This window comes from Rhizobacter sp. P5_A1, assembly GCF_056400745.1.
The window spans coordinates 93,736-116,865 of the sequence record NZ_JBFUKR010000004.1 but is presented as its reverse complement, the minus strand read 5'-3'; the positions used below and the strand labels follow the sequence as shown (position 1 = coordinate 116,865).

Genomic DNA, 23,130 nt, shown 5'->3' with positions numbered 1-23,130 from the left:
CCAGGGTTCAGTTTGCCAGCGCGTTCGTGACAATCTCGCGCACGTTGCCCGACAGCTCGGGCTTCGACGCGACGCGCTGGATCGCCACGCGCGCCGCGCTCCGGTAGGGCTCGGCGAGCTGGCTCCATCGATCGAGCACACGCGCGAAGCGCGCCGCGAGCTGCGGATTGATCGCGTCGAGCTCGATCACGTGGTCGGCCCAGAACACGTAGCCGGCGGCGTCGCCGCGGTGGAACGCGGCCGGGTTGCCGGCGCAGAAGGTCGCGATCAGGCTGCGCGCGCGGTTCGGGTTGCGGATCGAGAAATCCGGGTGCTTCAGCAGCTGCTTGAAGCGCGTGAAGACGCGGCCATCGAGCTCCGGGGCGCCGGCCTGCAGCGCAAACCAGGTGTCGATCACGAGCGGTTCGTGCCGGAACATCTCGTGGAAGCGGTACAGGGCCGGCTCGGCGTGCTGCGCGTGCGAGCGCACCAGCGCGCTCAGCGCGCCGAGGCGATCGGTCATGTTCGTCGCGTCCTTGAAGCGCTGATAGGCGCGGCCCGGCCAGACGGATTCGCCTTGCGCGACCGCATCGAGGCACAGCATCGCCAGGGCCCGGTTCGCGAGCGCGCGCCTGCCGGCCGAGAGCGAATCGGGCGAGTAGCTGCCGCCGACATGGTGTGCCTCGAAGGCCCACTCCCAGTCGGCGCGCAGCGCGCGCGCGAGCTGCTTCATCAGCCCCATCCGCGCGGCGTGAATGCGCGGCGGATCGACCGGCGAAAGCTGCTCGGCCATGTAGCTCTCGGACGGCAGCGTCAGCACCAGATCCTTGAACGCGGCATCGAGGGTGGGGTGGCGCAGCACCGCGCGCATCGCTTCGATGAACGGGGTGTCGAGCTCGAAAGGCGTCTCGCTGCGGGCCGCCGCGAGCAGCCGGCTCAGCGCGAGGCGCTGGCCGGCCTCCCAGCGGTTGAACGGGTCGGTGTCGTGCTGCAGCAGCACGAGCAGATCGGCGTCCGGCAGGCCGTCGACCAGCACGACCGGCGCCGAGAATCCGCGCAGCAGCGAAGGCACCGGCTCGGCGTCGACGTTGACGAAAGTGAAGAAGTGGCGCGCGTCGTCGAGCACCAGCACGCGCTCGGTCGCGCCGCCGGTCGCCTCGTCTTCGAGCTGCACCGGCAGCGGCGTGCCGTCGCGCCCGACCAGGCCGATCGTCAGCGGGATCACGAACGGCTCTCTCGTGGTGCTGCCCGTTTCGGCGCCGGTCTGCTCGATGCCGAGCGTGTAGGTGCGCGACGGCGCGTCATAGCGCCCGCGCGCGGTGAGGCGCGGTGTGCCGGCCTGCTCGTACCAGCGCTTGAACTGCGGCAGCTTGCGCGCAAGCTCGCTCGCCGGGTTCGCGTCGGCGATCGCCTGCACGAAATCGTCGCAGGTCACGGCCTGGCCGTCGAAGCGCTCGAAGTACAGCGCGATGCCGTTCGCGAAGCCCTCGCGCCCGACCAGCGTGTGCATCATGCGCACGACCTCGGCACCCTTCTCGTAGACCGTCGGCGTGTAGAAGTTGTTGATCTGGATGTAGCTGTCGGGCCGCACCGGGTGCGCCATCGGGCCGGCGTCTTCGGGGAACTGGACCTCGCGCAGCGCGCGCACGTCCTGGATGCGCTTGACCGCGCGCGCGCTTGGCGGCCCGGCCATGTCCATGCTGAATTCCTGATCGCGGAAGACCGTCAGGCCTTCCTTCAGGCTGAGCTGGAACCAGTCGCGGCAGGTGACGCGGTTGCCGGTCCAGTTGTGGAAGTACTCGTGGCCGACGACCGATTCGATGTCGGCGTAGTTGTCGTCGGTCGCGGTCGCGGGCGAGGCCAGCACGTACTTGGTGTTGAACAGGTTCAGGCCCTTGTTCTCCATCGCGCCGCTGTTGTAGTCCGCGACCGCGACGATCATGAAGCGCTCGAGGTCGAGCGGCAGCTTGAAGCGCGCCTCGTCCCACACGATCGCGGCGATCAGCGAGTTCATCGCGTGCTCGGTCTTGTCGAGGTCGCCGCGGCGCACATAGACCTGCAGCAGGTGATCCTTGCCCGAGCGCGTGCGGATCTGCTGCTGGCGCGCGACCAGGTCGGCCGCGACGAGCGCGAACAGGTAGCTCGGCTTCGGGAACGGGTCGTGCCATTTCGCGAAATGGCGACCGCCTTCGAGCTCGCCTTGCTCGACGAGGTTGCCGTTGCTCAGCAGCACCGGGAACAAGGCCTTGTTCGCGCGCAGCGTGACGCTGTAGACCGCCATCACGTCGGGGCGGTCGAGAAAGTAGGTGATGCGCCGGAAGCCCTCGGCTTCGCACTGCGTGAAGAAGCCGCCGCCCGAGGTGTACAGCCCCGACAGCTGGGTGTTCTTCTCGGGTGCGCAGGTGTTGCGGACCTCGAGCGTGAACGGGCCGGCCGGCATCTCCTGCAGCGAGTCGATCACCAGCATGCCGTCTTCGTGGCGGAACGACACCGACGCGCCATTCACCGAGACCCGGGTCAGCACGATGTCTTCGCCGTGCAGGCGCAGCGGCTGCGCCGCCACCTCGGTGTTGCGCTCGACCTGCATCCGGTTGACGACCATCGTCTTGGCTGGGTCGAGGTCGAAGCTCAGATCGACGCTGCGGATCCAGTAGGCCGGCGCGGTGTAGTCGCTGCGGCGGATCACGGTGGCGGTGCCTTCACGCGTCATGGGGTGCCTTCTTGTGAGCGCTCTTGTAGGCCGTTGTCAATTCAGCCAGAGCAAGTGTCGTGAAATCGGGGGCGATCGCGATGATGTTGTCGAACTCGGCAAAGGCCTCGGCGGGCAGCGTGGTCGTCAGCGCCACCGCCTTCATGCCGGCGCGCCGCGCGCCTTCGACGCCGAGCGGCGCGTCCTCGAACACGACGCAGTCTTCCGGGGCGATGCCGAGACGTCGCGCGGCTTCGAGAAAGATGTCCGGATGCGGCTTGCCGCGCAGGCGGGCCCCGGGGCCCGGCCCCGAGTCCCTGTCGGCGGGGCTGACGACGGTCTCGACCCAGCCGTCGATGCCGTGGCGATCGAACGCGAGCGCCATGTTCGGCAAGGTCGACGCGGTGCACACCGCGAGCCGCAGTCCGCCGGCGCGCGCCTGTTCGACGAAGGCCTGCGCGCCGTCGATCAACACCAGCGAACGCGCCGCGAACTCGCGGTAGATCGCGTCCTTCTCGTCGGCCATCGCGACATGCTCGTCGGCCGAGTGCGAGGGGAACAGGTCGAGCAGGATCTCGGCGTTCGAGCGTCCGGCGGTCGACGCGAAGAACTCGCCCGCGTTCAGCGCCAGACCGCGCCGCGCATACCACGCGGTCCACGCGTTCTGGTGGTGCGGCATGCTGTCGATCAAGGTGCCGTCGAGGTCGAACAGGAAGGCCCTCAAGCTCAGACTCCCTGTTTCAGGCTGGCTTCGATGAACGGATCGAGATCGCCGTCGAGCACCTTCTGGGTGTTGCTGATCTCGAGGTTGGTGCGCAGGTCCTTGATGCGGCTCTGGTCGAGCACGTACGAGCGGATCTGGTGGCCCCAGCCGACATCGGTCTTGGTGTCCTCGAGCTTCTGCTGCTCTTCCATGCGCTTGCGCATTTCGTGGTCGTACAGGCGCGAACGCAGTCGCTTCCACGCGACGTCGCGGTTGCTGTGCTGGCTGCGGCCGTCCTGGCATTGCACGACGATGCCGGTCGGGATGTGCGTCAGGCGCACCGCCGAGTCGGTCTTGTTGATGTGCTGGCCGCCGGCGCCGCTGGCGCGGAAGGTGTCGGTGCGCACGTCCGACGGATTGATGTCGATCTCGATCGAGTCGTCGACCTCGGGATAGACGAAGATGCTCGCGAAGCTGGTGTGGCGCCCGCCGGCCGAGTCGAACGGGCTCTTGCGCACGAGGCGGTGCACGCCGGTCTCGGTGCGCAGCAGGCCGAATGCGTAGTCGCCCTCGACCTTGATCGTCGCGCTCTTGATGCCGGCGATGTCGCCGGCCGACTCGTCCTCCATCGTCGTCTTGAAGCCCTTGCGCTCGGCGTATTTCAGGTACTGGCGCAGCAGCATGCTGGCCCAGTCGCAGGCCTCGGTGCCGCCGGCGCCGGCCTGGATGTCGACGAAGCAGTTCAGCGGATCCGCCGGGTTGTTGAACATGCGGCGGAACTCGAGCTGCGCGACCGTCGCTTCGAGCTTGTTCGCATCGGCCTCGATCGCGATCAGGCCGGCGGTGTCGCCGTCGGCCTTCGACATGTCGTACAGCTCGGTGTTGTCGGCGAGGTTGCTGGTCAGGTGATCGATCGTCTCGACGACGGTCTCGAGCGTGCGCTTCTCGCGCCCCAGCTCCTGGGCGCGCTTGGGTTCGTCCCAGACCTTCGGGTTCTCGAGCGCGGCGTTGACCTCGTTCAGTCTCAGCGCTTTGCGATCGTAGTCAAAGATACCCCCGGAGATCGACCGTGCGCTTCGTCAGGTCGGCCAGGGAGTTGCCGATGGCATTGATGTGTTCGACGTCCATGAATTGCTTTCGTTGGGCCGGGCCTGCTGGCCCGAAGGGCGCGATTTTACGACGCACCCCGGCGCTCGGCGCGTTGACAGGCTCTACGACCCCAGGAAGGCTTCGAGCCGCTGCGCCAGCGCCTCGGGCTGGTCGTGGTGCAGCATGTGCCCGGCCGGCGCCAGCACCTGGCGTTCGACCTGCGCCACGACGTCGAGCCGCTGATGGAACTCGGCCTTCGTGTAGCGTGTGCCCCACCAGCGCGCGATGTCGGTCTGGTCGCCTTCGATCCACAGCACCGGGGCCGTGATCAGCTTCCAGGTCTCGAGGACTTCGTCGCGCTGGTACAGCGTCGGGCTGCTGCGCTTGTGCACCGGGTCGCCGAGGATCTCGTAGCGTCCATCGGGCCGTTGCCGCGACCAGTGCTGCGCGAGCCACGCGGCGCGCTGCGGCGCCAGCAGCGGATTCGTCTTGCGCAGCCGCGCGGCGACCTCGCCCAGGCTGGCGTAGTCGCGCAGCTCGGCCGGCGTCTTCAGCTCGTCCAGCCATTGCACGATGCGCTTTGGCGATTGCGCGGGCTTCGTCACCGGCATGCCGAAGCCCTCGAGGTTGACGAGGCGGCGGATGCGCTGCGGGCGCAGCCCGCCGTACAGCATCACGGCGTTGCCGCCCATGCTGTGGCCGAGCAGGTCGATCGGCCGCGCGGGCGCGGCGTCGAAGAACAGGATGTCGAGCGCGGCATCGAGGTCGCCGAGGTAGTCGGGCAGCCAGTAGGTGTCGGCGGCCGGCGTGTCGGTCAGGCCGAAGCCGCGCCAGTCGAACGCGAGCACGTGGCGGTCGGTCGGCAGCGCATCGACGACGAACTGGAACGACGCGGCCACGTCCATCCAGCCGTGCTGCATCAGCAGCGGCGGGCGATCGGCCGTGACCATCGAGGCATCGCCCCATTCGAGCACGTGGTGGCGCAGGCCGCGCACGGTGATGAAGCGGCTGCGGCTCGGGCGCCGGATCGGGTACGTGTCGTCGGCGGCGGCGGATGAACTCATGCGCGGCACTGTACGCGGCGCGCGCCGAGCGTGCTGTCGGCGCCGCGACAGCCGATGCGAGAATGCACGGATGAACCCAGCCACACCCTTCACCTTGCGCAACGCCGAGCTGCGCGACATCGGCGCGATCGTCCAGCTGATCCGCGACCTGGCCGAGTTCGAGCAGCTGACGCACCTGCTCCAGGTGACGCCCGAGAAGCTGCGCCCGCAGCTGTTCGGCGAGCGCCCGGCGGCCGAGGCGCTGGTCGCGGAGCGGGGCGGCGAGGTCGTCGCGTTCGCGCTGTTCTTCACGAACTTCTCGACCTTCCTGGCGCAGCCGGGCCTGTACCTCGAAGACCTGTACGTGAAGCCCGAGCAGCGCGGCGCCGGCATCGGCGAGGCACTGCTGACCCGGCTCGCGGCGATCGCGGTCGAGCGCGACTACGGGCGATTCGAGTGGAGCGTGCTCGACTGGAACGAGAACGCGATCCGCTTCTACGAGCGCATGGGCGCGACCGTGATGCCGGAGTGGCGCATCTGCCGCGTCACCGGCGAGGCGCTGCAAGCTCTGGGCACCTGACGACCACCGGCGTGGCAACTCAGGGTCGCGCGGCGCCGACGGCATGCAGCAGGTGATGTCGGGCCGCCAACAATGAGAGCGAACATGCCACCGATCGACGACTGGGCCGCCCTCCATCGGAGCTTCCGCTGGCACGTGCCGCCCGATTTCAACATCGCGCAAGCCTGCTGCGCGCGCTGGGCCCGCGACACGCCGCAGCGAATCGCGCTGCGCTGCGAGCATGAAGACGGCCGCATCGCGATGCACACCTATGCCGATCTGCAACGCGCGGCGAACCGCTTGTCGCATGCGTTGCGGCGCCTCGGTGTCGCGCGCGGCGACCGGGTCGCGATCGTGATGCCGCAGCGCTTCGAGACCGCGGTCGCGCACATCGCGCTGTACCAGCTCGGCGCGATCGGCGTGCCGCTGTCGATGCTGTTCGGGCCCGAGGCGCTCGAGTACCGGCTGGTCGACAGCGATGCGCGCGTCGCGATCGTCGACGAGAGCGGCATCGCGAACCTGCGCGAGGCACGGCCCGCGTGCCCGAAGCTAGAGACGCTGCTCGCGGTCGGCGCTGCGCAGGGGCAGGGCGATCTGGACTGGTCCGAGCTCTGCGCCCGTGAGCCCGCCACGTTCGTGCCGGTCGAGACGCGCTGCGACGACGGGGCGGTGCTGATCTACACCAGCGGCACGACCGGGCCGCCGAAGGGCGCATTGATCCCGCATCGCGCGTTGATCGGCAATCTCCCCGGCTTCGTCGCGAGCCAGAACTGGTTTGCGCAGGACGACGCGGTGTTCTGGTCGCCCGCGGACTGGGCGTGGACCGGCGGGCTGATGGATGCGCTGCTGCCGACGCTGTACTTCGGCCGCGGCATCGTCGGCTACCAGGGTCGCTTTGCGCCCGAGACCGCGTTCGAGCTGATGCAGCGCCACCGCGTCACGCACACCTTCCTGTTCCCGACCGCGCTGAAGGCGATGATGAAGGCGGTGCCGGCGCCGCGCGAGCGCTACGCGCTGCGGCTGCGCGCGATCATGAGCGCCGGCGAGGCGGTCGGCGACGCGGTGTTCGCGTGGTGCCAGCAGGCGCTCGGCGTGCCGGTCAACGAGATGTTCGGCCAGACCGAGATGAACTACATCGTCGGCAACTCGCATGCGCGCTGGCCGGCGCGCGCCGGCAGCATGGGCCGCCCCTATCCCGGCCATCGGGTCGCGGTGATCGACGACGAAGGCCGCGAATGCCCGCGCGGCACGCCGGGCGATGTCGCGCTGCACCGGCGCGATGTGCACGGCGATCTCGACCCGGTCTTCTTCCTCGGCTACTGGAAGAACGAGACCGCGACACGGGGCAAGTTCAGCGGCGACCCGGCGAGCAGCTGGTGCCGTACCGGCGACCTCGCGGTGATGGATGCCGATGGCTACCTCTGGTACCAGGGCCGCGGTGACGACGTGTTCAAGGCCGCCGGCTACCGCATCGGCCCGAGCGAGATCGAGAACTGCCTGGTCAAGCACGCCGCGGTCGCGAACGCCGCCGTCGTGCCGAAACCCGACCCCGAACGCGGCGCGCTGGTCAAGGCCTACGTCGTGCTCGCGCCGGGTTTCGAGGGCACGCCGGAGCTGGTCGCGGAACTGCAGCGGCACGTGCGCGGCAAGCTCGCGCCCTACGAGTACCCGAAGGAGATCGAGTTCATCGCGGCCCTGCCGATGACGACGACCGGCAAGGTGCAGCGGCGCGTGCTGCGCCTGCAGGAGGAGGCGCGGGCCGCGGCGGTCGCGCGCTGAGCGGCGCGCGGCGGCCGGCGTCTCGAACTGCTTCGGTCACGGCATGCACTTCCCCGTCAATGCGGCGTGCGGCAGAAACGGCAGCGCCAGCAGCCCTCCGAGAGGGATGCCGGCGATCGTCGGCGGGTCGTGGTTGAGCGCGTCGGGACCCAGACAGTTCGGGTGCCCGGCTGCTTTCACGGCGGTGGCGAACCGCGGCTCGGCTCGGCTATACCGTCCGCAGCGCGACGATCCGCTGCAGCGTGTTCAGCCCGCGAAAGGTCGCGCGCATGCGCAGCGCCTTCTCGAACGCGGCGTTCGAGAAGGTCGATTCGCTCTGCTTCAGGCGGCTCCACCAGTACAGCTCGCGGCCGTTCAGCGAGAAGCGATCGACCTCGCTGTTCATCGCGGCCAGGGTCGCGCGCGCGTCCGCGCCGGGCGGCTCGCGCAGGAAGCCGACGACGCGGGTCTGCACACCGTCGCTGAGCGCCGCCTCGAACGGCGCATGCGCGGCGGCGGCGGCCAGGTCGGCCGCGGTGCGGATGAAGGTGTCGATCTCGAAGCCGAAGGCCGTCGCGAGCTGCGCCTCGAGCTTGCGCTCGAGTGCGCCGAGCGCCCGCGCCCGCGTCTCGAAGATCACGTTGCCGCTCGCGATGAAGGTGCTCACGTCGGCCAGGCCGAGTTCCTCGAACGCGGCGCGCAGCGCGTCCATCTTGACGAGGCGGCCGCCGACGTTGACGGCACGCAGGAAGGCGATGCAGCGGGTCATGGCCGCGAGCATATCCGCGCGGCCGGTGGCACACGGCGGCGCTGGCCTGACGGCTGCGTCGAAGGCGCGCACCTCGGCATGTGGAGGTCACGGGTCGCATGGTCCCATCATCCCCGGCAATGGCGCATGAACGCCGCCGCTGCGCCGCCCAGGGGTCGCCCGCGATGCACCACCGTCGCGAGCCGCCGTACGGCTTTCGGCAGGCGCGTGCGCAGCGCGACGAGCCAGCCTTCGTCGAACGCCTGCGCGACCGCGTAGCGCGAGACGCAGCCGATGCCCGCGCCGAAGCCGACGAGGCGCTTGATCGCTTCGGTGCTGCCGAGCTCGTACTCGATGTCGATCGCGCCGAGGTGTTCGAGCAGCCAGCGGTCGGTGGCCTCGCGCGTGCCGGAGCCGGGTTCGCGCACCACCCACGACGCGCTGCGCAGCTGGTCGATGCCGAGCGTGCGCCGGGCCAGCGGGTGGGTCGGCGCGGCGAAGACGACGAGCTCGTCGCTGAGCCAGGGGCGCACCAGCAGATCGGGATGCGTGCGGGCGCCTTCGACGAAGCCGATGTCCGCCTCGTGACGGGCCACGGCATCGATCACGTCGTTGGTGTTCGAGACGCGCATGCGCAGGTGGCTGCCGGGGTGGGCGACCTTCCACTCGGCGACCCGCTCGGGCAGCAGGTATTCGCCGATCGTGAAGCTCGCGGCCACGCGCAGCGGCACCGCGTGCTCGGCGCCGAACAGGTGCTGCACCTCGCCCGCATCGGCCAGCAGCGCCGCGGCGCGCGGCAACAGCGCGCGGCCGTTCTCGTTGAGCACCAGGCGCCGGCCCAGGCGGTCGAACAGCGGGGCGCCGAGCGCCGCTTCGAGGTCGGCGATTGCGGTGCTCGCGGCCGACTGCGAGCGCGCGACGCGTTCGGCCCCGGCCCGGGTCGAGCCGCCGTGCGCGGTTGCGACGAACACCTCGAGCTGGCGCAGGTTCATGCGCAGCCGTGCATGCTCCGGATGCGGTGCGGCGGCGGCATGGCGGGGTGGGGCGGTGGGCATGCGCGACTCCGGTGTCGATCGGGCTGATCCGACTGATCGGATCTATCGATCGATCTGACCATGATTGTGCGCTTTCGCCATTCAGCGCCGCGCACTACCATTCACCGGGTCGCGCTGTCGCGCCGAGGAGTAGCGGTGTTCAAGTTCCTGTCCCGCGAGCCGCTGCACGATCCGCTGGCATCGCCCGCGCCGCTGGCCTCGACCGAGGTCAGGACCACCACCTGCTACATGTGCGCATGCCGCTGCGGCATCCGCGTGCATTTGCGCGACGGCGAACTGCGCTACATCGACGGCAACCCGAACCACCCGCTGAACCAGGGCGTGATCTGCGCGAAGGGCGCGTCGGGGATCATGAAGCAGGTCTCGCCGGCACGGCTCACGCAGCCGCTGCTGCGCAAGCCGGGCAGCGAGCGCGGCGCCGGCGAGTTCGAGCCGATCTCGTGGGAGCGCGCATTCGAGATGCTGACCGAGCGGCTCGCGAAGATCCGCGCCAGCGACCCGAAGAAGTTCGCGCTCTTCACCGGCCGCGACCAGATGCAGGCGCTGACCGGCCTGTTCGCGCGCCAGTTCGGCACGCCGAACTACGCGGCGCACGGCGGCTTCTGCTCGGTCAACATGGCTGCCGGGATGATCTACACGATCGGCGGCAGCTTCTGGGAGTTCGGCGGGCCGGATCTCGACCGCGCGAAGCTGTTCGTGATGCTCGGCACCGCCGAAGACCATCACAGCAACCCGATGAAGATCGCGCTCGCCAAGTTCAAGCGATCCGGCGGGCGCTTCATCTCGATCAACCCGGTGCGCACCGGCTACTCGGCAATCGCCGACGAGTGGATCCCGATCAAGCCGGGCACCGACGGCGCGCTGCTGATGGCGCTGCTGCACGAGCTGATCGCGAGCGACGCCGTCGACCACGCGTTCCTGAAGCGCTTCACGAACGCGCCGCAGCTGGTGGTGCTCGATGATTGCGCGCGACAAGGCTTGTTCGCGTTCGATCCGAACCCCGAGAAGGGGCCGCCGGGCGACGGCCGGCATCCGCACAACAAGCTGGTCTGGGACCAGGCGAGCGGCAGCGTCCGCAACGCGTACCCGGAAGGCATCGCAGAGGGCTGCGATCCGGCGCTCGAGGGCCACTACACATTGGCCGACGGCACGCAGGTCGCACCGTCGTTCCAGCTGCTGCGCGAGCGCGTCGCGACCTGCACGCCGGAATGGGCCGCAGGCATCACGGGGATCGACGCGCAGCGCATCCGCCGGCTCGCGCGCGAGCTCGGCGACACCGCGCTGAAGCAGGCGTTCGAGCTGCCGATCCCCTGGACCGATGCCTGGGGCAAGGTGCACCCGAGCACGCAGGCACGACCGGTCGCGTTCCATGCGATGCGCGGCCTCGCGGCGCACTCGAACGGCTTCCAGACCGTGCGGGCGCTCGCGGTGCTGATGAGCGTGCTCGGCACGATCGACGCGCCCGGCGGCTTTCGCCACAAGGCGCCGTACCCGCGCCACATCGTGCCGAACTACCGCGCGTTCAATTCGCCCGAGATGATCCAGCCGAACACGCCGCTGAACGCAGCGCCGCTGGGCTTCCCGGCGAACCCGGACGAGCTCGCGATCAACCCCGACGGCTCGCCGATCCGCATCGACCATGCGTTCTCGTGGGAGCACCCGCTCTCTGCGCATGGGCTGATGCACAACGTCATCACGAACGCGGTCAAGGGCGACCCGTACCGCATCGACACGCTGCTGATCTTCATGGCCAACATGGCCTGGAACAGCAGCATGAACACGATGGCCGTGCGCGAGATGCTGAACCGCAAGGACGAGCACGGCGAACACATGATCCCGTTCCTCGTCGTCTGCGATGCGTTCCAGAGCGAGACGGTCGCGTTCGCGGATCTGGTGCTGCCCGACACGACGTACCTCGAACGCCACGACGTGATGAGCATGCTGGACCGTCCGATTTCCGAGTTCGACGGGCCGGTCGATTCGGTGCGTGTGCCGGTCGTGGCGCCGCTCGGCGAATGCAGGCCGTTCCAGGAGGTGCTGATCGAACTCGCCTCGCGGCTGAAATTCCCGGCGTTCACGACCGAGCAGGGCGCGCGCAAGTTCAAGGACTACCCGGAATTCATCGTGAACTTCCAGCCGCAGCCCGGCATCGGCTTCCTGATGGGCTGGCGCGGCAAGGACGGTGAAAGCCACCTGCGCGGCGAGCCCAACCCGAACCAGTGGGCGATGTACGCGAAGAACGACTGCGTCTTCCAATACCACCTGCCCCAGACGATGCACTACATGCGCAACTGGAACCGCGCGTACCTCGACTTCGCGAAGGACAAGGGCTGGCGCCAGAAGAACGACGCGGTGCAGCTGGCGATCTACAGCGACACCCTGCAGAGCTTCCGTCTCGCTGCGCAGGGCAAGAGCGCGGGCCGCCAGCCGCCCGACGCGCTGCGCGAGCGGATCGACACCTACTTCGATCCGCTGCCGTTCTGGTACGCGCCGCTCGAAGAGGCCGCGACCGATCTCGCGGCCTATCCACTGAACGCGATCACGCAGCGCCCGATGGCGATGTACCACTCGTGGGACTCGCAGAACGCGTGGCTGCGCCAGATCCACAGCCACAACTACCTGCAGGTCAACCCGCTGACCGCGCAGGCCGCCGGCATCGCAGACGGCGGCTGGTGCTGGGTCGAGAGCCAATGGGGCAAGGTGCGTTGCATGCTGCGCTACAGCGAGGCGGTCGAGCCCGGCACCGTGTGGACCTGGAACGCGATCGGCAAGGCCGACGGCGCCTGGCAACTCGCGCCCGGGGCCGACGAAGCGCGCAAGGGTTTTCTGCTGAACCACCTGATCAGCGAGGAGCTGCCGTTCGATGGAAAGACCATCAGCAACTCGGACCCGATCACGGGGCAGGCCGGCTGGTACGACGTGCGGGTGCGCATCCGACCTGCGGCACCCGAGGAACCTGAAGAGACCTTCCCGCAGATCGCAACGATGCCGGCCGCGCCCGGCGTGCGCGGCACGGTCGCGAGCGTGCTGACCTACTTCGCGGGGCGCAAGCCATGATGCGCTGGCTGAAGGATCTGCTGGGCGGCAAGGCGCACGACGACAGCGCGCGCTGGGAACCCGGCGACACGCTCGCAAAGCAGCTTGCGCTCGTGATCGACCTGAACGTCTGCGTCGGCTGCCATGCCTGCGTGACCTCGTGCAAGCAATGGAACGCCTCGGGCAGCGCCGGCCCGCTGGCCGACGAGCGGCCCTACGGCGCCGATCCGACCGGCACCTTCTTCAACCGCGTGCAGACCTACGAGGCCGGCATCTTCCCCGGCACCGACACGATCCATTTTCCGAAGAGCTGCCTGCATTGCGAAGATCCGCCCTGCGTGCCGGTGTGCCCGACCGGCGCGAGCTACAAGCGCAAGGAGGACGGCATCGTGCTGGTCGACTACGACAAGTGCATCGGCTGCAAGTACTGCGCCTGGGCCTGTCCGTACGGCGCGCGCGAGCTCGACGAGGAGCGCCAGGTGATGACCAAGTGCACGCTGTGCGTCGACCGCGTCTACGACGAGCAGCTGCCGAAGGAAGACCGCAAGCCGGCCTGCGTCAAGGCCTGCCCGACCGGCGCGCGCCTGTTCGGCGACGTGAAGGACCCCGACTCCGAAGTCTCGAAGGCGATCCGCGAGCGCGGCGGCTACGCGCTGATGCCCGAATGGCAGACGCAGCCGGCGAACCAGTACCTGCCGCGGCGCATCACGAAGCCTGCCGAGGAAGGGCTGCCGTGAACCCGGCATTTTCGGTGGTGATCTTCACGACGATCGCCGGCGCCGCGCAGGGGCTGGTCGTGACGCTCGCGCTCGCGATCCTCGCCGGCGTCCCGCTGGCATCGGGTTTCGCCAGCGCTGCGCTGATCCTCGCCGACGTGATGCTGCTGATCGGCCTCGGCGCCTCGTTCGCTCACCTCGGCCGGCCCGAGCGCGCCTGGCGCGCGGTGCTGATGTGGCGCACGTCGTGGCTCTCGCGCGAGGTGATCGTGCTGCCCGCCTTGATCGCGGCGATCGCGCTATGGTGGCTGGCGCTGCGCGCGGGCATGCACACGCTGTTGCTGCCGATCGCGGCGATCGTCGTTGCCGCGGCGCTCTGGTATTGCACCGCGATGATCTATGCCGGCCTGCGCTTCATCCAGGAGTGGGCACAGCCGCTGACCCTGGTGAACTTCACGCTGATCGGGCTGTCCTCCGGCCTGGTCCTCGCGAGCGCGCTGGCCGCGTTCGCTGGCGAGGCCGCGCTGCTGCGGGCGACCGGGCCGGCTGCGTTGGTCGTCACCTCGGTCGCCTGGGCGACGCGCGTGCTCGCGCTGCGCCGCAACGCTGCGCTGACGCACCGGTCGACGCTGCAATCGGCGACCGGCATCCAGGCGCCGAACCTGCAGCAGAAATCGATGGGCATGTCGGCCGGCTCGTTCAACACGCGCGAGTTCTTCCATGGCCGCACGCTCGCGCTGCTGCAGCGCGTCCGGCTCGGCTTCCTCGTGCTCGGCTTCGCGCTGCCGGCGCTGTTCGCGCTGTGGGGCGTGGCGAGCGGCGCCGCGCTGCCCTGGCTGCTCGCAGTCGCCTGCCAGGCGCCCGGGCTGCTCGCCGAGCGCTGGTTCTTCTTCGCGCAGGCGAAGCACCCGCAGAACCTGTACTACCAGGTCGTGTCCTGACGTCGCGCGTGGGCAGGCGACGCCCTGTCGCGCGCGCCGGCGAATTGTGCGAACCTTGCGGCTGGACGCGGGATCGCGCGACGCGGATCCCGGACAACCGAGCGATCCTCATGCCACTGCCCATCGCAGACTACGCACTGATCGGCGACGGCCACACCGCCGCGCTGGTCGGGCGCGACGGCTCGATCGACTGGCTGTGTCTGCCGCGTTTCGATTCGGGCGCCTGCTTTGCCGCGCTGCTCGGCGATCCGCAGCACGGCCGATGGGCCATCGCCCCGAGCGCCGAGGTGCGCGCGGTGCGGCGCCGCTACCGCGAAGCGAGCCTGATCCTCGAGACCGATTTCGAGACCGACGAAGGCGCGGTGCGCATCATCGACCTGATGCCGCTGTCGGCGGGCCGGCGGGACGTCGTGCGCATCGTCGAGGGCCTGCGCGGCCGGGTGCCGATGCGCATGGAGCTCGTGATCCGGCTCGACTATGGCAGGGTCGTGCCCTGGGTGCGCAAGTTCGACGGTGCCGTGCTCGCGACCGCTGGCCCCGACACGCTGGAGCTGCGCACGCCGGTGCACACCCACGGCGAGCAGATGAAGACCGTGGCCGAGTTCGAGATCGCCGCGCACGAACGCGTGCCGTTCATGCTGAACTGCCGCGCCTCGCACGAGCCGGCGGCGGAACCGCTCGATGCCGAGCAGGCGCTGATCGAGACCGAGCGCGCCTGGCTCGCGTGGTCGGGCCGCAGCCGCTACGAGGGCCGCTGGCACGACGCGGTGATGCGTTCGCTGATCACGCTGAAGGCGTTGATCTACGCACCGACCGGCGGCATCGTCGCGGCGCCGACCACGTCGCTGCCCGAGCAGGAGGGCGGCGTGCGCAACTGGGACTACCGGTTCTGCTGGCTGCGCGATGCGACCTTCACGCTCAACACGATGCTGCTCGCCGGCTACGCCGACGAGTCCGCTGCATGGTGCGAGTGGCTGCTGCGCACGGTCGCCGGCAGCCCCAAGGACCTGCAGATGCTGTACAGCGTGACCGGCGAGCGCCGGCTCGCCGAGATCGAGCTCGGCTGGCTGCCCGGGTACCAGGGCGCCGCGCCGGTGCGGGTCGGCAATGCCGCCAGCGAGCAATTCCAGCTCGATGTCTACGGCGAGGTGATGGACACGTTGCACCTGGCGCGCAGCGTCGGGCTGCACCCGCAGCCGCACATCTGGCAGATCCAGAAGGCCTTGCTCGCGTTTCTGGAGACCTGCTGGCGCGAGCCGGACGAGGGCCTCTGGGAGATCCGCGGACCGCGCTGCCACTTCACGCACTCGAAGATCATGGCGTGGGTGGCGTTCGATCGCGGCGTCAAGGCGGTCGAGCGCTTCGGGCTGAAGGGGCCGGTCGAGGCGTGGCGGCGCACGCGCGACGAGATCCACGCCCAGGTCTGCGAGGCCGGCTTCGATGCGCGGCGCAACTGCTTCGTGCAGCACTACGAAACCTCGGCGCTCGATGCGAGCCTGCTGCTGATCCCGATGGTGGGCTTTCTGCCGCCCGACGACCCGCGGGTGCATTCGACGATCGATGCGATCCGGCGCGAGCTGGTCGTCAACGGGCTGGTGATCCGCTATCCGACCGCCACCGGCGTCGACGGCCTGCCGCCCGGTGAGGGCACGTTCCTGCCGTGCACGTTCTGGCTCGCCGATGCGCTGGCGGTGACCGGCCGGCGCGACGAGGCCGAGGCCGTGATGGAGCGCCTGCTGCGCGTGCGCAACGATGTTGGGCTGCTCTCCGAGGAGTTCGATCCGCGCACCGGCCGCATGCTCGGCAACTTTCCGCAGGCGCTGACGCACATGGCGCTGGTCAACACGGCCCGCCTGTTGTCGATGTCGCCGGAAGCGATCCGCGCGTCGTGTGCGCAGGGCGGGCGGCCCGCGGCGGCGCGCCCCAACGCGGTTGCTCAGCCCTCGTAGTTCAGCTTCAGACCCGGCACCGGCCAGTCATCGATCGCAATGAGCCGGCCGCTGCCGGAGAGCGTGACATACGCGGTGCGCCGGTCCTTGCCGCCGAAGCAGAGGTTGGTCGTGAAGCGGTCGGGCAGCGGCACGTGGCCCTGGCTCCTGCCATCGGGCGCGACGATCGTGATGCCGCCATGCATCAGCGTCGCGACGCACAGGTTGCCGAACGCGTCGACCGCCATCGAGTCGAAGCGCTGCCAGTGGTCGCCGGGCGAGGCGGCGAGCATCCGGCCGCCATGCGGCGAGGGCCAGGTCGCCTTGCGCACCTGGCCGGGCGCGCTGATGTCGAAGGCCCAGACGCGCGCGCCCTCGGTCTCGGCGTAGTACAGCGTGTTGCCGTCGGGCGAAAGCGCGATGCCGTTCGGCGTCATCACCGGGCGCGCGATCACGTGCGCGGCGCTGCCGTCGGGTTGCCCGTAGAACACACCGCCGCGATCGATCTCGGTCTCGCGGACCTTGCCGAGGTCGGTGAAGTAGAAGCCGCCGTGCGCGTCGAACACGATGTCGTTCGGGCCGCGCAGGCCGAGACCCTCGACCGCGTCGTAGAGCCGCTCGAAGCGGCCGCTCGTCAGGTCGACGCGCTCGATGCGACCGCCGGAATAGTCCTCGGCCTGGCCGATCGGCCGGTGCGTGCCGTCGATCTCGGTGCCCCAGCGAAAGCCGCCGTTGTTGCAGACGTAGACCGCGCCGTCGGGCCCGATCGCGGCGCCGTTCGGGCCGCCGCCCAGATCGGCGACGACCTGCACGCGCCCGTCGGGCAGCACGCGGCTCAAGGTGCCGCGCGCGATCTCGACCAGCAGCACCGAGCCGTCGTCCATCGCGATCGGGCCCTCGGGGAACTGCAGGCCGGTGGCCATCTCGCGGATCTTCATCGCGACGTCTCCTGGTGTTCGATGGGCGCCGATTCTGCGCGAAGCCGGCCGCGCGCGACGAACACCGCACCGGCTGCTGCCGAGTCGACCTGGAGTTCGTCGAGCCGCTCGGCGAGCAGGCTCCACGGTCGCGCGAGCCCGTCCAGCGAACTCACCGAATGCAGCGCCGCACCGAGCACGAACAGGTTCACCGGCCAGGCCCACAACGCGGCCCACTGCAGGCCCGACGCGACGACCGCGCTGCCGGGCCGCAGCGCCCGCGCGATGTTGGCCAGCGCCGCCGGCGCACGCAGGATGTCGTGCGTGAAGTGGAACAGCGCGGCATCGGCGCGGCACTCGACCACGGCGTCTTCGGCCGGGGCCCCGATCAGCGTCACGTTGCGCCAGCGGTGCTGGCGCACGCACTCGCGCGCTCGCGCCAGCATCTCGGGGCACTGATCGATGCCGACGACGCGGCCGCGCGAGCCGACCGCCTCGCGCAGCAGCGGCACGCTCAGGCCGGTGCCGCAGCCGACGTCGAGCACGGTGTCGCCGGGCCGCAGCGCCAGGCGCGCGATCGCGGCGCGGCGGATCGGCTCGAACACCGCGAGCTCGACGTCGTACACAGGCGCGCGGCGGCGGTACTGCGCGAGCGCAGCGCGATGCGGGTTCGACGGGGCGGTCATGGGCGTCCAGTGGGCAGGTCTGGAGCGTGCCGATGCTACGCCGGTGCCGGTCGGCGCGCGCGATCGAATCACCCGCGCGTCGAAGCGGTCGGCGGCCCGCTCCTGGGTGTCGGGATGGACCGTATCCGTGCCTGACACGCAAGCACAATAGCGGCCCATGACCGAGCTTCTGTCGCGCGCCTTCGGCCCCTGGGTCCAACATGTCGATCGGCGCAGCCTGCGGGCGGATGCGATCGCCGGCATCCTCGGCGCGCTGCTGGTGCTGCCGCAGGGTTTCGCGTTCGCGACGCTCGCCGGCCTGCCGCCCGAATACGGCCTGTACACCGCGATCGTGCCCTGCGTGGTCGCGGCGCTGTTCGGCTCGAGCCGGCACGTGGTCTCGGGGCCGACGAACGCGAACTCGCTCGCGCTGTTCGCGGCGCTGGCGCCGCTCGCGGCGGTCGGCTCGCCGGCCTACATCCAGCTCGCGCTCGCGGTCACGGTGCTGGTCGGCGTGATGCAGTGGCTGATCGGCGCGCTGCGGCTCGGCGGCCTCGCGAACTTCATCTCGCCGTCGGCGCTGCGCGGCTTCATGACCGGTGCCGCGGCGCTGATCGCGCTGCATTCGCTGACCGATCTGCTCGGCCTGCCGGCGCCCGAAAGGCACGGTACCGGCGCGCTGCTCGTGTACCTCGGCGAGCAGCTCGGCGCGCTGCGGCCTGCCGCGCTGACCGTCGGCGGCGTGACACTCGCGGCCGTGCTGCTGCTGCGGCGCGTGCTGCCGCGCTGGCCGGTCATGCTGATCGGGCTGGCGGCCGGCACGGCGCTCGCGATGCTGTTGAACGGCGTCGCGGCCTGGCCGCAGTGGCCGCAGTGGCTGCAGAGCGGCCCGGTCGCGGTCGTCGGCCGCATCCCGGCGATCGTGCCGCGCTTCCACTGGCCGGCGGTCGCGCTGGGCAGCCTGCCGGACCTGCTCTCGATCGCGTTCGCGCTGACGATCGTCGCACTCGGCCAGTCGATCTCGATCGCGAAGGCGGTCTCGGCCCGCTCCGGCCAGGCGATCGACGCGAATCGCGAGTTCCGCGGCCAGGGTTTGTCGAACATCGTCGGCGGCTTCTTCTCGTCGTACGTCTCGTGCGGCTCGCTGAACCGCTCGATGCCGAACCTCGAGGCCGGTGCGCGCACGCCGCTGGCGGCGGTGTTCGCGTCGATCTGGCTGCTGCTGCTGATCGCGTTCACGGCGCCGCTGCTGGCGCTGATCCCGCTGCCGGCGATCGCCGCGCTGCTGCTCGTCATCGCGTGGTCGCTGTTCGACATCCCCGGCTGGCGCCGCCTGTGGCGGCACAGCCGGCAGGATTTTGCGATCGCCGCGGTGACGGCGGTCGCGACGATGACGATCCGCATCGAGATGGCGATCCTGCTCGGCACGATCCTGTCGCTGGTGACCTACCTGTACCGGACCTCACGACCGTTCATGCGCGTGATGGGCTTCGACAGCACCGAGCCGGATCGCCCGTTCGTCGTGCGCGCCGACGTGCCGGCGCCGCTGGCCGAATGCCCGCAGCTGAAGATGATCCGGATGGAAGGCGAGGTCTACTTCGGCGCGGTGCCTTACGTGGCCGACCAGCTGCGCGAACTGCGCACGCCGCCCGGTGCGGCAAAACACCTGCTGGTGATGGCCAAGAGCATGAACTTCATCGACCTGCCGGCCGCCGACCTGTGGCGCGACGAGATGCTCAAGCGCCGCGCCGAGGGCGGCGACCTGTACTTCCATCGACCGCGCCCGCCGGTGCTCGAGCTCTGGCAGCGCGTCGGCTACACGCAGCAGCTCGGTGCCGACCACATCTTCGCGACCAAGCGCATCGCGATCGCGACGATCTTCGACCGGCTCGACCGCGGCATCTGCGCGCGCTGCACCGTGCGCGTGTTCGAAGAGTGCAAGACGCTGCCGCCGCCGGTGCCAGGTGGGGCGGAGGTCACCGCTTGACCGATGACCTCAAAAAGGGGCCACGCCCGCCGCTGAGCCTCGATGCCGCGCAGCGCGTCGTCACCGAAGCCAACGCCGACACCGTCGTGCTCGTCGAAGGCTGGAGCGATCAGGCCGCCGTTGAAACGCTGGCCCGTCGCGTTGGCCTTGACCTCGGAGCCACGGGCATCGTCGTTCTTCCGATCGGCGGCGCCACGAACGCATACCCGTTTGCCCTGCGCTTTGGCATGCAAGGGCTTCGGCTGCGGTTGGCCGGCTTGTACGACCTGCCCGAAGAACGGCACTTTCTGCGCGCCCTATGTGCAGGCATGGCGACCCCGGCTCAGGATCGAACCGACGCCGAGAGCCTCGGGTTCTATGCTTGCAGCGAGGACCTTGAAGACGAAATGATCCGTGCGCTCGGGCCAGAAGCGGTCGAGCAGGTCATCGCTGCCGAGGGCGAGATCGGTGCGTTCCGGCGCTTCCAGGTGCAGCCGGCACAGCAGGGTCGCCCGGCCGACGCACATCTGCGGCGCTTCATGGGGACGAGGGCGGGGCGCAAGATTCGCTACGGGGCCCTGCTGGCAGCGGCACTCGATCTCGGCAACATCCCGTCGCCGTTGTCGCAGTTGCTGAGGCGTCTTGCTCCCGACATGGTGAGGTACTTCTAGCGCGCCGTCGGCAAGCGCCTGATGATCAGATCGGCCATCGGCGACGGCGTCCGTCCCCTCAAGCTGACCACGCCCATGTGCGAAGCGAGCGGTGGAAGGCCCGAGACCGACAGCGCGTGCAGGGTGCCCGCAGAGATCTCCTCGGCGAGGGCAGCGTGCGGCGCGGCCAGGACCGTGTCGCATCCGAGCGCGACTCCCTTCAGCACTTCCAGGTGGTCGCACTCCAGCGCCAGCGGCACCTCGGCGGGCGAAGCCAGCTCGAGCAGGCGGGCCAGCGCCGCCCGCACATCCTGTGGCAGCCGCACCGTCGCGACGCCGTAGCGCCAGACCTGAGCCAAGGTGACTGACCTCTTCGACGACAGAGGATGTCCGGAACGAACGTAGAAGCCACCGGGCTCCCTGCGCATCGGGCGAACCTGCAGCTGCGGGTCCGACGGCAGGTCCCGCGCGTCGGCGACAAAGAACTCGATGTCCTCGTCGCGCAACCTCGTCAGCAGCAATTCCCAGTTGCCGATCTCGACCCTCAAGTTGATGCCGGGGAAATCGCGTCGCAGTCCGGCGAGCAACGGGGGGAGAAACGTCGCGGCCGGGAACGGCCCGCAGCCGAATGCCGTGTCACCCAGATCGCGATTCACATACAACGCCACGTCCCGCTCGAGGCAGCGGCTGTTGAAGATCAGCTGGCGAGCCCGTGCGACGACGAACTCGCCGGCCGGCGTCGGCACGACCTCTTGCGTGCCGCGATCGAACAGGCGCAGACCCAGTTCGGATTCGGCCGCCTGAATGCTGCGCGTCAGGGCCGGCTGGCTGAGATGGACCTGTTCGGCCGCGCGCGCGAAGCTGCGCCGGTCAGCCACTGCAACGACATGGTTCCAGCGCTTGATGTCCATGGTTCACCCCCGATGATTGCACTCACTGCATTGATATTAGTCTTCCAATGCATTGGACTCAATCGGCGATCGTCGCAAGAATGCGGCACGGCACAGATCGCTTCCGCGATTGCGGGTCGCGCGACAACGACCCAGGGAGACTCGAAGTGAACCTCGTACAGAACATCGTCCTGGCCGCGATCATCCTGACCTTTGCGTTGATCGAAATCCGCTCCGGCCGGCACCGGCACTTTCGCGCGACGCGCGACGACACGCAGCTCGAGCTGTTCATGTTCCTGGCCTTGATCGCGGTGTCGCAGCCGCTGGTCTTCGCGATCACGGGCAAGCTTTGCGCAGTGGTCATGCCAACACAGCGCGGCGCCTGGGCGCAATGGCCGTGGTGGGCAATGGCCGCGCTGCTGCTGATCGGCGACGACCTGACACAGTACGCGTGGCATCGGCTTTCGCACACGCCGCTGATGTGGCCGCTGCATCGGGCGCATCACACCGCTCATTACATGAGCATCCGCATCACGTACCGCAACAACTTCTTCTACTACCTGATGATGCCGGGCCTGTGGGTCTCGGGCGTGCTGATCTACCTGGGGTTCGGGACCGTGTACCTCGTCTACATCGTCGTCAAGTTGACCGTGATCCTCGGCGCTCACAGTGCTGTGCGCTGGGACGAGCCCCTTTACCGCACCAAGTGGCTGCATCCGCTCGCGTGGATCGTCGAACGGACGATCTCCACGCCGGCAACACATTGGGCGCACCACGCGCTGACCAATGACGACGGCATCGGTCACTACAAGGGAAACTTCGGCAACCTGCTGTTCATCTGGGACATGTTGTTCGGTACGGCAAAGATCACCCGCCGCTATCCGGCGCAGGTCGGCCTGCAGGACGACCTGGTCCATGGCAAGGAGCGATGGTTCGTCGAGATGTTCTATCCGCTGCTTCGGTCCCGGCGGGTCCACTCGGTATTGGCGCGCGGCGGTCGCGCCTTTGCCGAGGTGGAGGTCGATGGCCGCTAGCGCGGTCGTCGTTTTGCGGTGGACCCTCCGAAAAGCAGGCAGTGCTCCACCGCGACGACGATCTGCTCGATGTAAGCCGCGCGCAATCGTCGAGCATCCGACCAGGGGTAGCGTCTGTTGACCAATTGAGCGTTCAGATAGCCGAGCTGCATCATGAATCTGATGTCGCCCGCCAGCTTCGCATGGGTCATCGGGGCGCCGATCTCTTCTGCCATCGCCGCGGTCACGTCCAGCACGAGCGCAAGAATGTCGCGGTAGACCGGTGTCTCCGCCAACATCGGCCGATCGTCGCCTCGACGTCCGGCGCGCGTTGTCTGTTCAGTCATGTAGACGAGGCGATAGTGATCCGGGTTCTCTTCCCAGTACGACAGGAAGGCGTCGATCGATGCGCGCTGCCGGGCTCTTCCGCCCGACTGCAGTTCGACGGCACGTTTCATGCGCTCGTAGACCTCGGCGATGACGGTCTGCCAAAGACCCGCGAGCAGTTCCGCCTTGTTGGCAAAGTAGCGGTAGGGCGTCATCGCGGATACGCCGGCCAGGGTCGCGACCGCGCGGATCGTCACGCCCGCGAGTCCGCGTTCCGAAAACAGTTGCGCGGCCGCCGACAACAACTCCACCCGCGTACGCTCGGCGTCCTCGAGGTTGCCCCGTCGAACACGGGCGTGGACTGATTTGCGAACCGGATTCGTTTTGCGCTTGGTGGTCATTGACACAAAGTGTAGCGGCCCGATAGAATGTATATGTACGTGTAAACGTACATGACT

The 23,130-nt window shown here is 69.1% G+C and carries 19 protein-coding genes; 9 read left to right on the top strand and 10 right to left on the bottom strand.

What is annotated here, in order from left to right:
* Positions 1–7: 7 nt before the first annotated feature.
* The 4 genes from pepN to AC1DTW_RS05750 form a co-directional block, all read right to left on the bottom strand.
* Complete coding sequence (pepN, locus tag AC1DTW_RS05765) at positions 8–2,689, bottom strand: aminopeptidase N (protein ID WP_477980071.1); 2,682 nt, start codon at positions 2,687–2,689, stop codon at positions 8–10.
* Positions 2,679–3,392, bottom strand: a complete 714-nt coding sequence (locus AC1DTW_RS05760) for an HAD family hydrolase (RefSeq protein WP_477980070.1) — start codon at positions 3,390–3,392, stop codon at positions 2,679–2,681. Before AC1DTW_RS05760 ends, pepN begins: the two co-directional genes overlap by 11 nt.
* Positions 3,393–3,394: 2 nt before the next feature.
* Positions 3,395–4,499, bottom strand: a protein-coding gene (gene prfB, locus AC1DTW_RS05755; protein WP_477980069.1) for a peptide chain release factor 2 whose coding sequence is annotated in 2 segments (ribosomal slippage) — positions 3,395–4,417 and positions 4,419–4,499 — 1,104 coding nt in all. Because the reading frame shifts where the segments join, the coding sequence is not laid out codon by codon here.
* An 83-nt stretch (positions 4,500–4,582) separates the two neighbouring features.
* Positions 4,583–5,524, bottom strand: coding sequence for an alpha/beta fold hydrolase (locus AC1DTW_RS05750; RefSeq protein ID WP_477980068.1), 942 nt, complete (start codon positions 5,522–5,524; stop codon positions 4,583–4,585).
* Positions 5,525–5,594: 70 nt separating this feature from the next.
* Here AC1DTW_RS05750 and AC1DTW_RS05745 point away from each other — a divergent pair, with 70 nt between their 5' ends.
* Both AC1DTW_RS05745 and AC1DTW_RS05740 read left to right on the top strand, forming a co-directional pair.
* Complete coding sequence (locus tag AC1DTW_RS05745) at positions 5,595–6,083, top strand: GNAT family N-acetyltransferase (protein ID WP_477980067.1); 489 nt, start codon at positions 5,595–5,597, stop codon at positions 6,081–6,083.
* 84 nt (positions 6,084–6,167) lie between these two features.
* Complete coding sequence (locus AC1DTW_RS05740) at positions 6,168–7,841, top strand: acetate--CoA ligase (RefSeq protein ID WP_477980066.1); 1,674 nt, start codon at positions 6,168–6,170, stop codon at positions 7,839–7,841.
* Positions 7,842–8,049: 208 nt separating this feature from the next.
* Here the strand turns inward: AC1DTW_RS05740 and AC1DTW_RS05735 are convergent, their stop codons facing one another.
* Entirely contained in the window at positions 8,050–8,589 is a 540-nt protein-coding gene (locus AC1DTW_RS05735) for a DUF1697 domain-containing protein (protein ID WP_477980064.1), read from the bottom strand.
* 107 nt (positions 8,590–8,696) lie between these two features.
* A complete protein-coding gene (locus AC1DTW_RS05730) occupies positions 8,697–9,623 on the bottom strand; it encodes a LysR family transcriptional regulator (RefSeq protein WP_477980062.1) in 927 nt (308 codons plus the stop codon).
* A gap of 135 nt (positions 9,624–9,758) precedes the next feature.
* On the opposite strand from AC1DTW_RS05730, the gene AC1DTW_RS05725 reads away from it, so the two are divergent.
* From AC1DTW_RS05725 to AC1DTW_RS05710, 4 genes are all read left to right on the top strand, one after another.
* On the top strand, positions 9,759–12,680 hold the full coding sequence (locus AC1DTW_RS05725; RefSeq protein WP_477980060.1) for a molybdopterin oxidoreductase family protein: 2,922 nt from the start codon (positions 9,759–9,761) through the stop codon (positions 12,678–12,680).
* Positions 12,677–13,396 carry a 4Fe-4S dicluster domain-containing protein gene (locus AC1DTW_RS05720; protein WP_477980058.1) on the top strand — a complete coding sequence of 240 codons (720 nt, stop codon included), beginning with the start codon at positions 12,677–12,679 and terminating at the stop codon, positions 13,394–13,396. Before AC1DTW_RS05725 ends, AC1DTW_RS05720 begins: the two co-directional genes overlap by 4 nt.
* Complete coding sequence (locus tag AC1DTW_RS05715; protein ID WP_477980056.1) at positions 13,393–14,316, top strand: dimethyl sulfoxide reductase anchor subunit family protein; 924 nt, start codon at positions 13,393–13,395, stop codon at positions 14,314–14,316. The genes AC1DTW_RS05720 and AC1DTW_RS05715 overlap by 4 nt, the downstream gene beginning before the upstream one ends.
* A gap of 110 nt (positions 14,317–14,426) precedes the next feature.
* A complete protein-coding gene (locus AC1DTW_RS05710) occupies positions 14,427–16,265 on the top strand; it encodes a glycoside hydrolase family 15 protein (protein WP_477980054.1) in 1,839 nt (612 codons plus the stop codon).
* Here the strand turns inward: AC1DTW_RS05710 and AC1DTW_RS05705 are convergent.
* On the bottom strand, positions 16,253–17,182 hold the full coding sequence (locus AC1DTW_RS05705; protein ID WP_477980052.1) for an SMP-30/gluconolactonase/LRE family protein: 930 nt from the start codon (positions 17,180–17,182) through the stop codon (positions 16,253–16,255). The genes AC1DTW_RS05710 and AC1DTW_RS05705 overlap by 13 nt on opposite strands.
* Positions 17,179–17,847, bottom strand: coding sequence for a class I SAM-dependent methyltransferase (locus AC1DTW_RS05700; RefSeq protein ID WP_477980050.1), 669 nt, complete (start codon positions 17,845–17,847; stop codon positions 17,179–17,181). Before AC1DTW_RS05700 ends, AC1DTW_RS05705 begins: the two co-directional genes overlap by 4 nt.
* A gap of 157 nt (positions 17,848–18,004) precedes the next feature.
* Between AC1DTW_RS05700 and AC1DTW_RS05695 the strand changes: the two genes are divergently transcribed.
* Both AC1DTW_RS05695 and AC1DTW_RS05690 read left to right on the top strand, forming a co-directional pair.
* Positions 18,005–19,813 (top strand): SulP family inorganic anion transporter, encoded by a 1,809-nt coding sequence (locus AC1DTW_RS05695; protein ID WP_477980048.1) that lies wholly within the window; start codon positions 18,005–18,007, stop codon positions 19,811–19,813.
* On the top strand, positions 19,810–20,463 hold the full coding sequence (locus AC1DTW_RS05690; RefSeq protein WP_477980046.1) for an ATP-dependent endonuclease: 654 nt from the start codon (positions 19,810–19,812) through the stop codon (positions 20,461–20,463). Before AC1DTW_RS05695 ends, AC1DTW_RS05690 begins: the two co-directional genes overlap by 4 nt.
* Here the strand turns inward: AC1DTW_RS05690 and AC1DTW_RS05685 are convergent.
* On the bottom strand, positions 20,460–21,353 hold the full coding sequence (locus AC1DTW_RS05685; RefSeq protein ID WP_477980044.1) for a LysR family transcriptional regulator: 894 nt from the start codon (positions 21,351–21,353) through the stop codon (positions 20,460–20,462). The genes AC1DTW_RS05690 and AC1DTW_RS05685 overlap by 4 nt on opposite strands.
* 146 nt (positions 21,354–21,499) lie before the next feature.
* Between AC1DTW_RS05685 and AC1DTW_RS05680 the strand changes: the two genes are divergently transcribed.
* A complete protein-coding gene (locus AC1DTW_RS05680; protein WP_477980042.1) occupies positions 21,500–22,366 on the top strand; it encodes a sterol desaturase family protein in 867 nt (288 codons plus the stop codon).
* Here AC1DTW_RS05680 and AC1DTW_RS05675 read toward each other — a convergent pair.
* Positions 22,363–23,073, bottom strand: a complete 711-nt coding sequence (locus AC1DTW_RS05675) for a TetR/AcrR family transcriptional regulator (protein ID WP_477980040.1) — start codon at positions 23,071–23,073, stop codon at positions 22,363–22,365. The genes AC1DTW_RS05680 and AC1DTW_RS05675 overlap by 4 nt on opposite strands.
* Positions 23,074–23,130 lie beyond the last annotated feature (57 nt).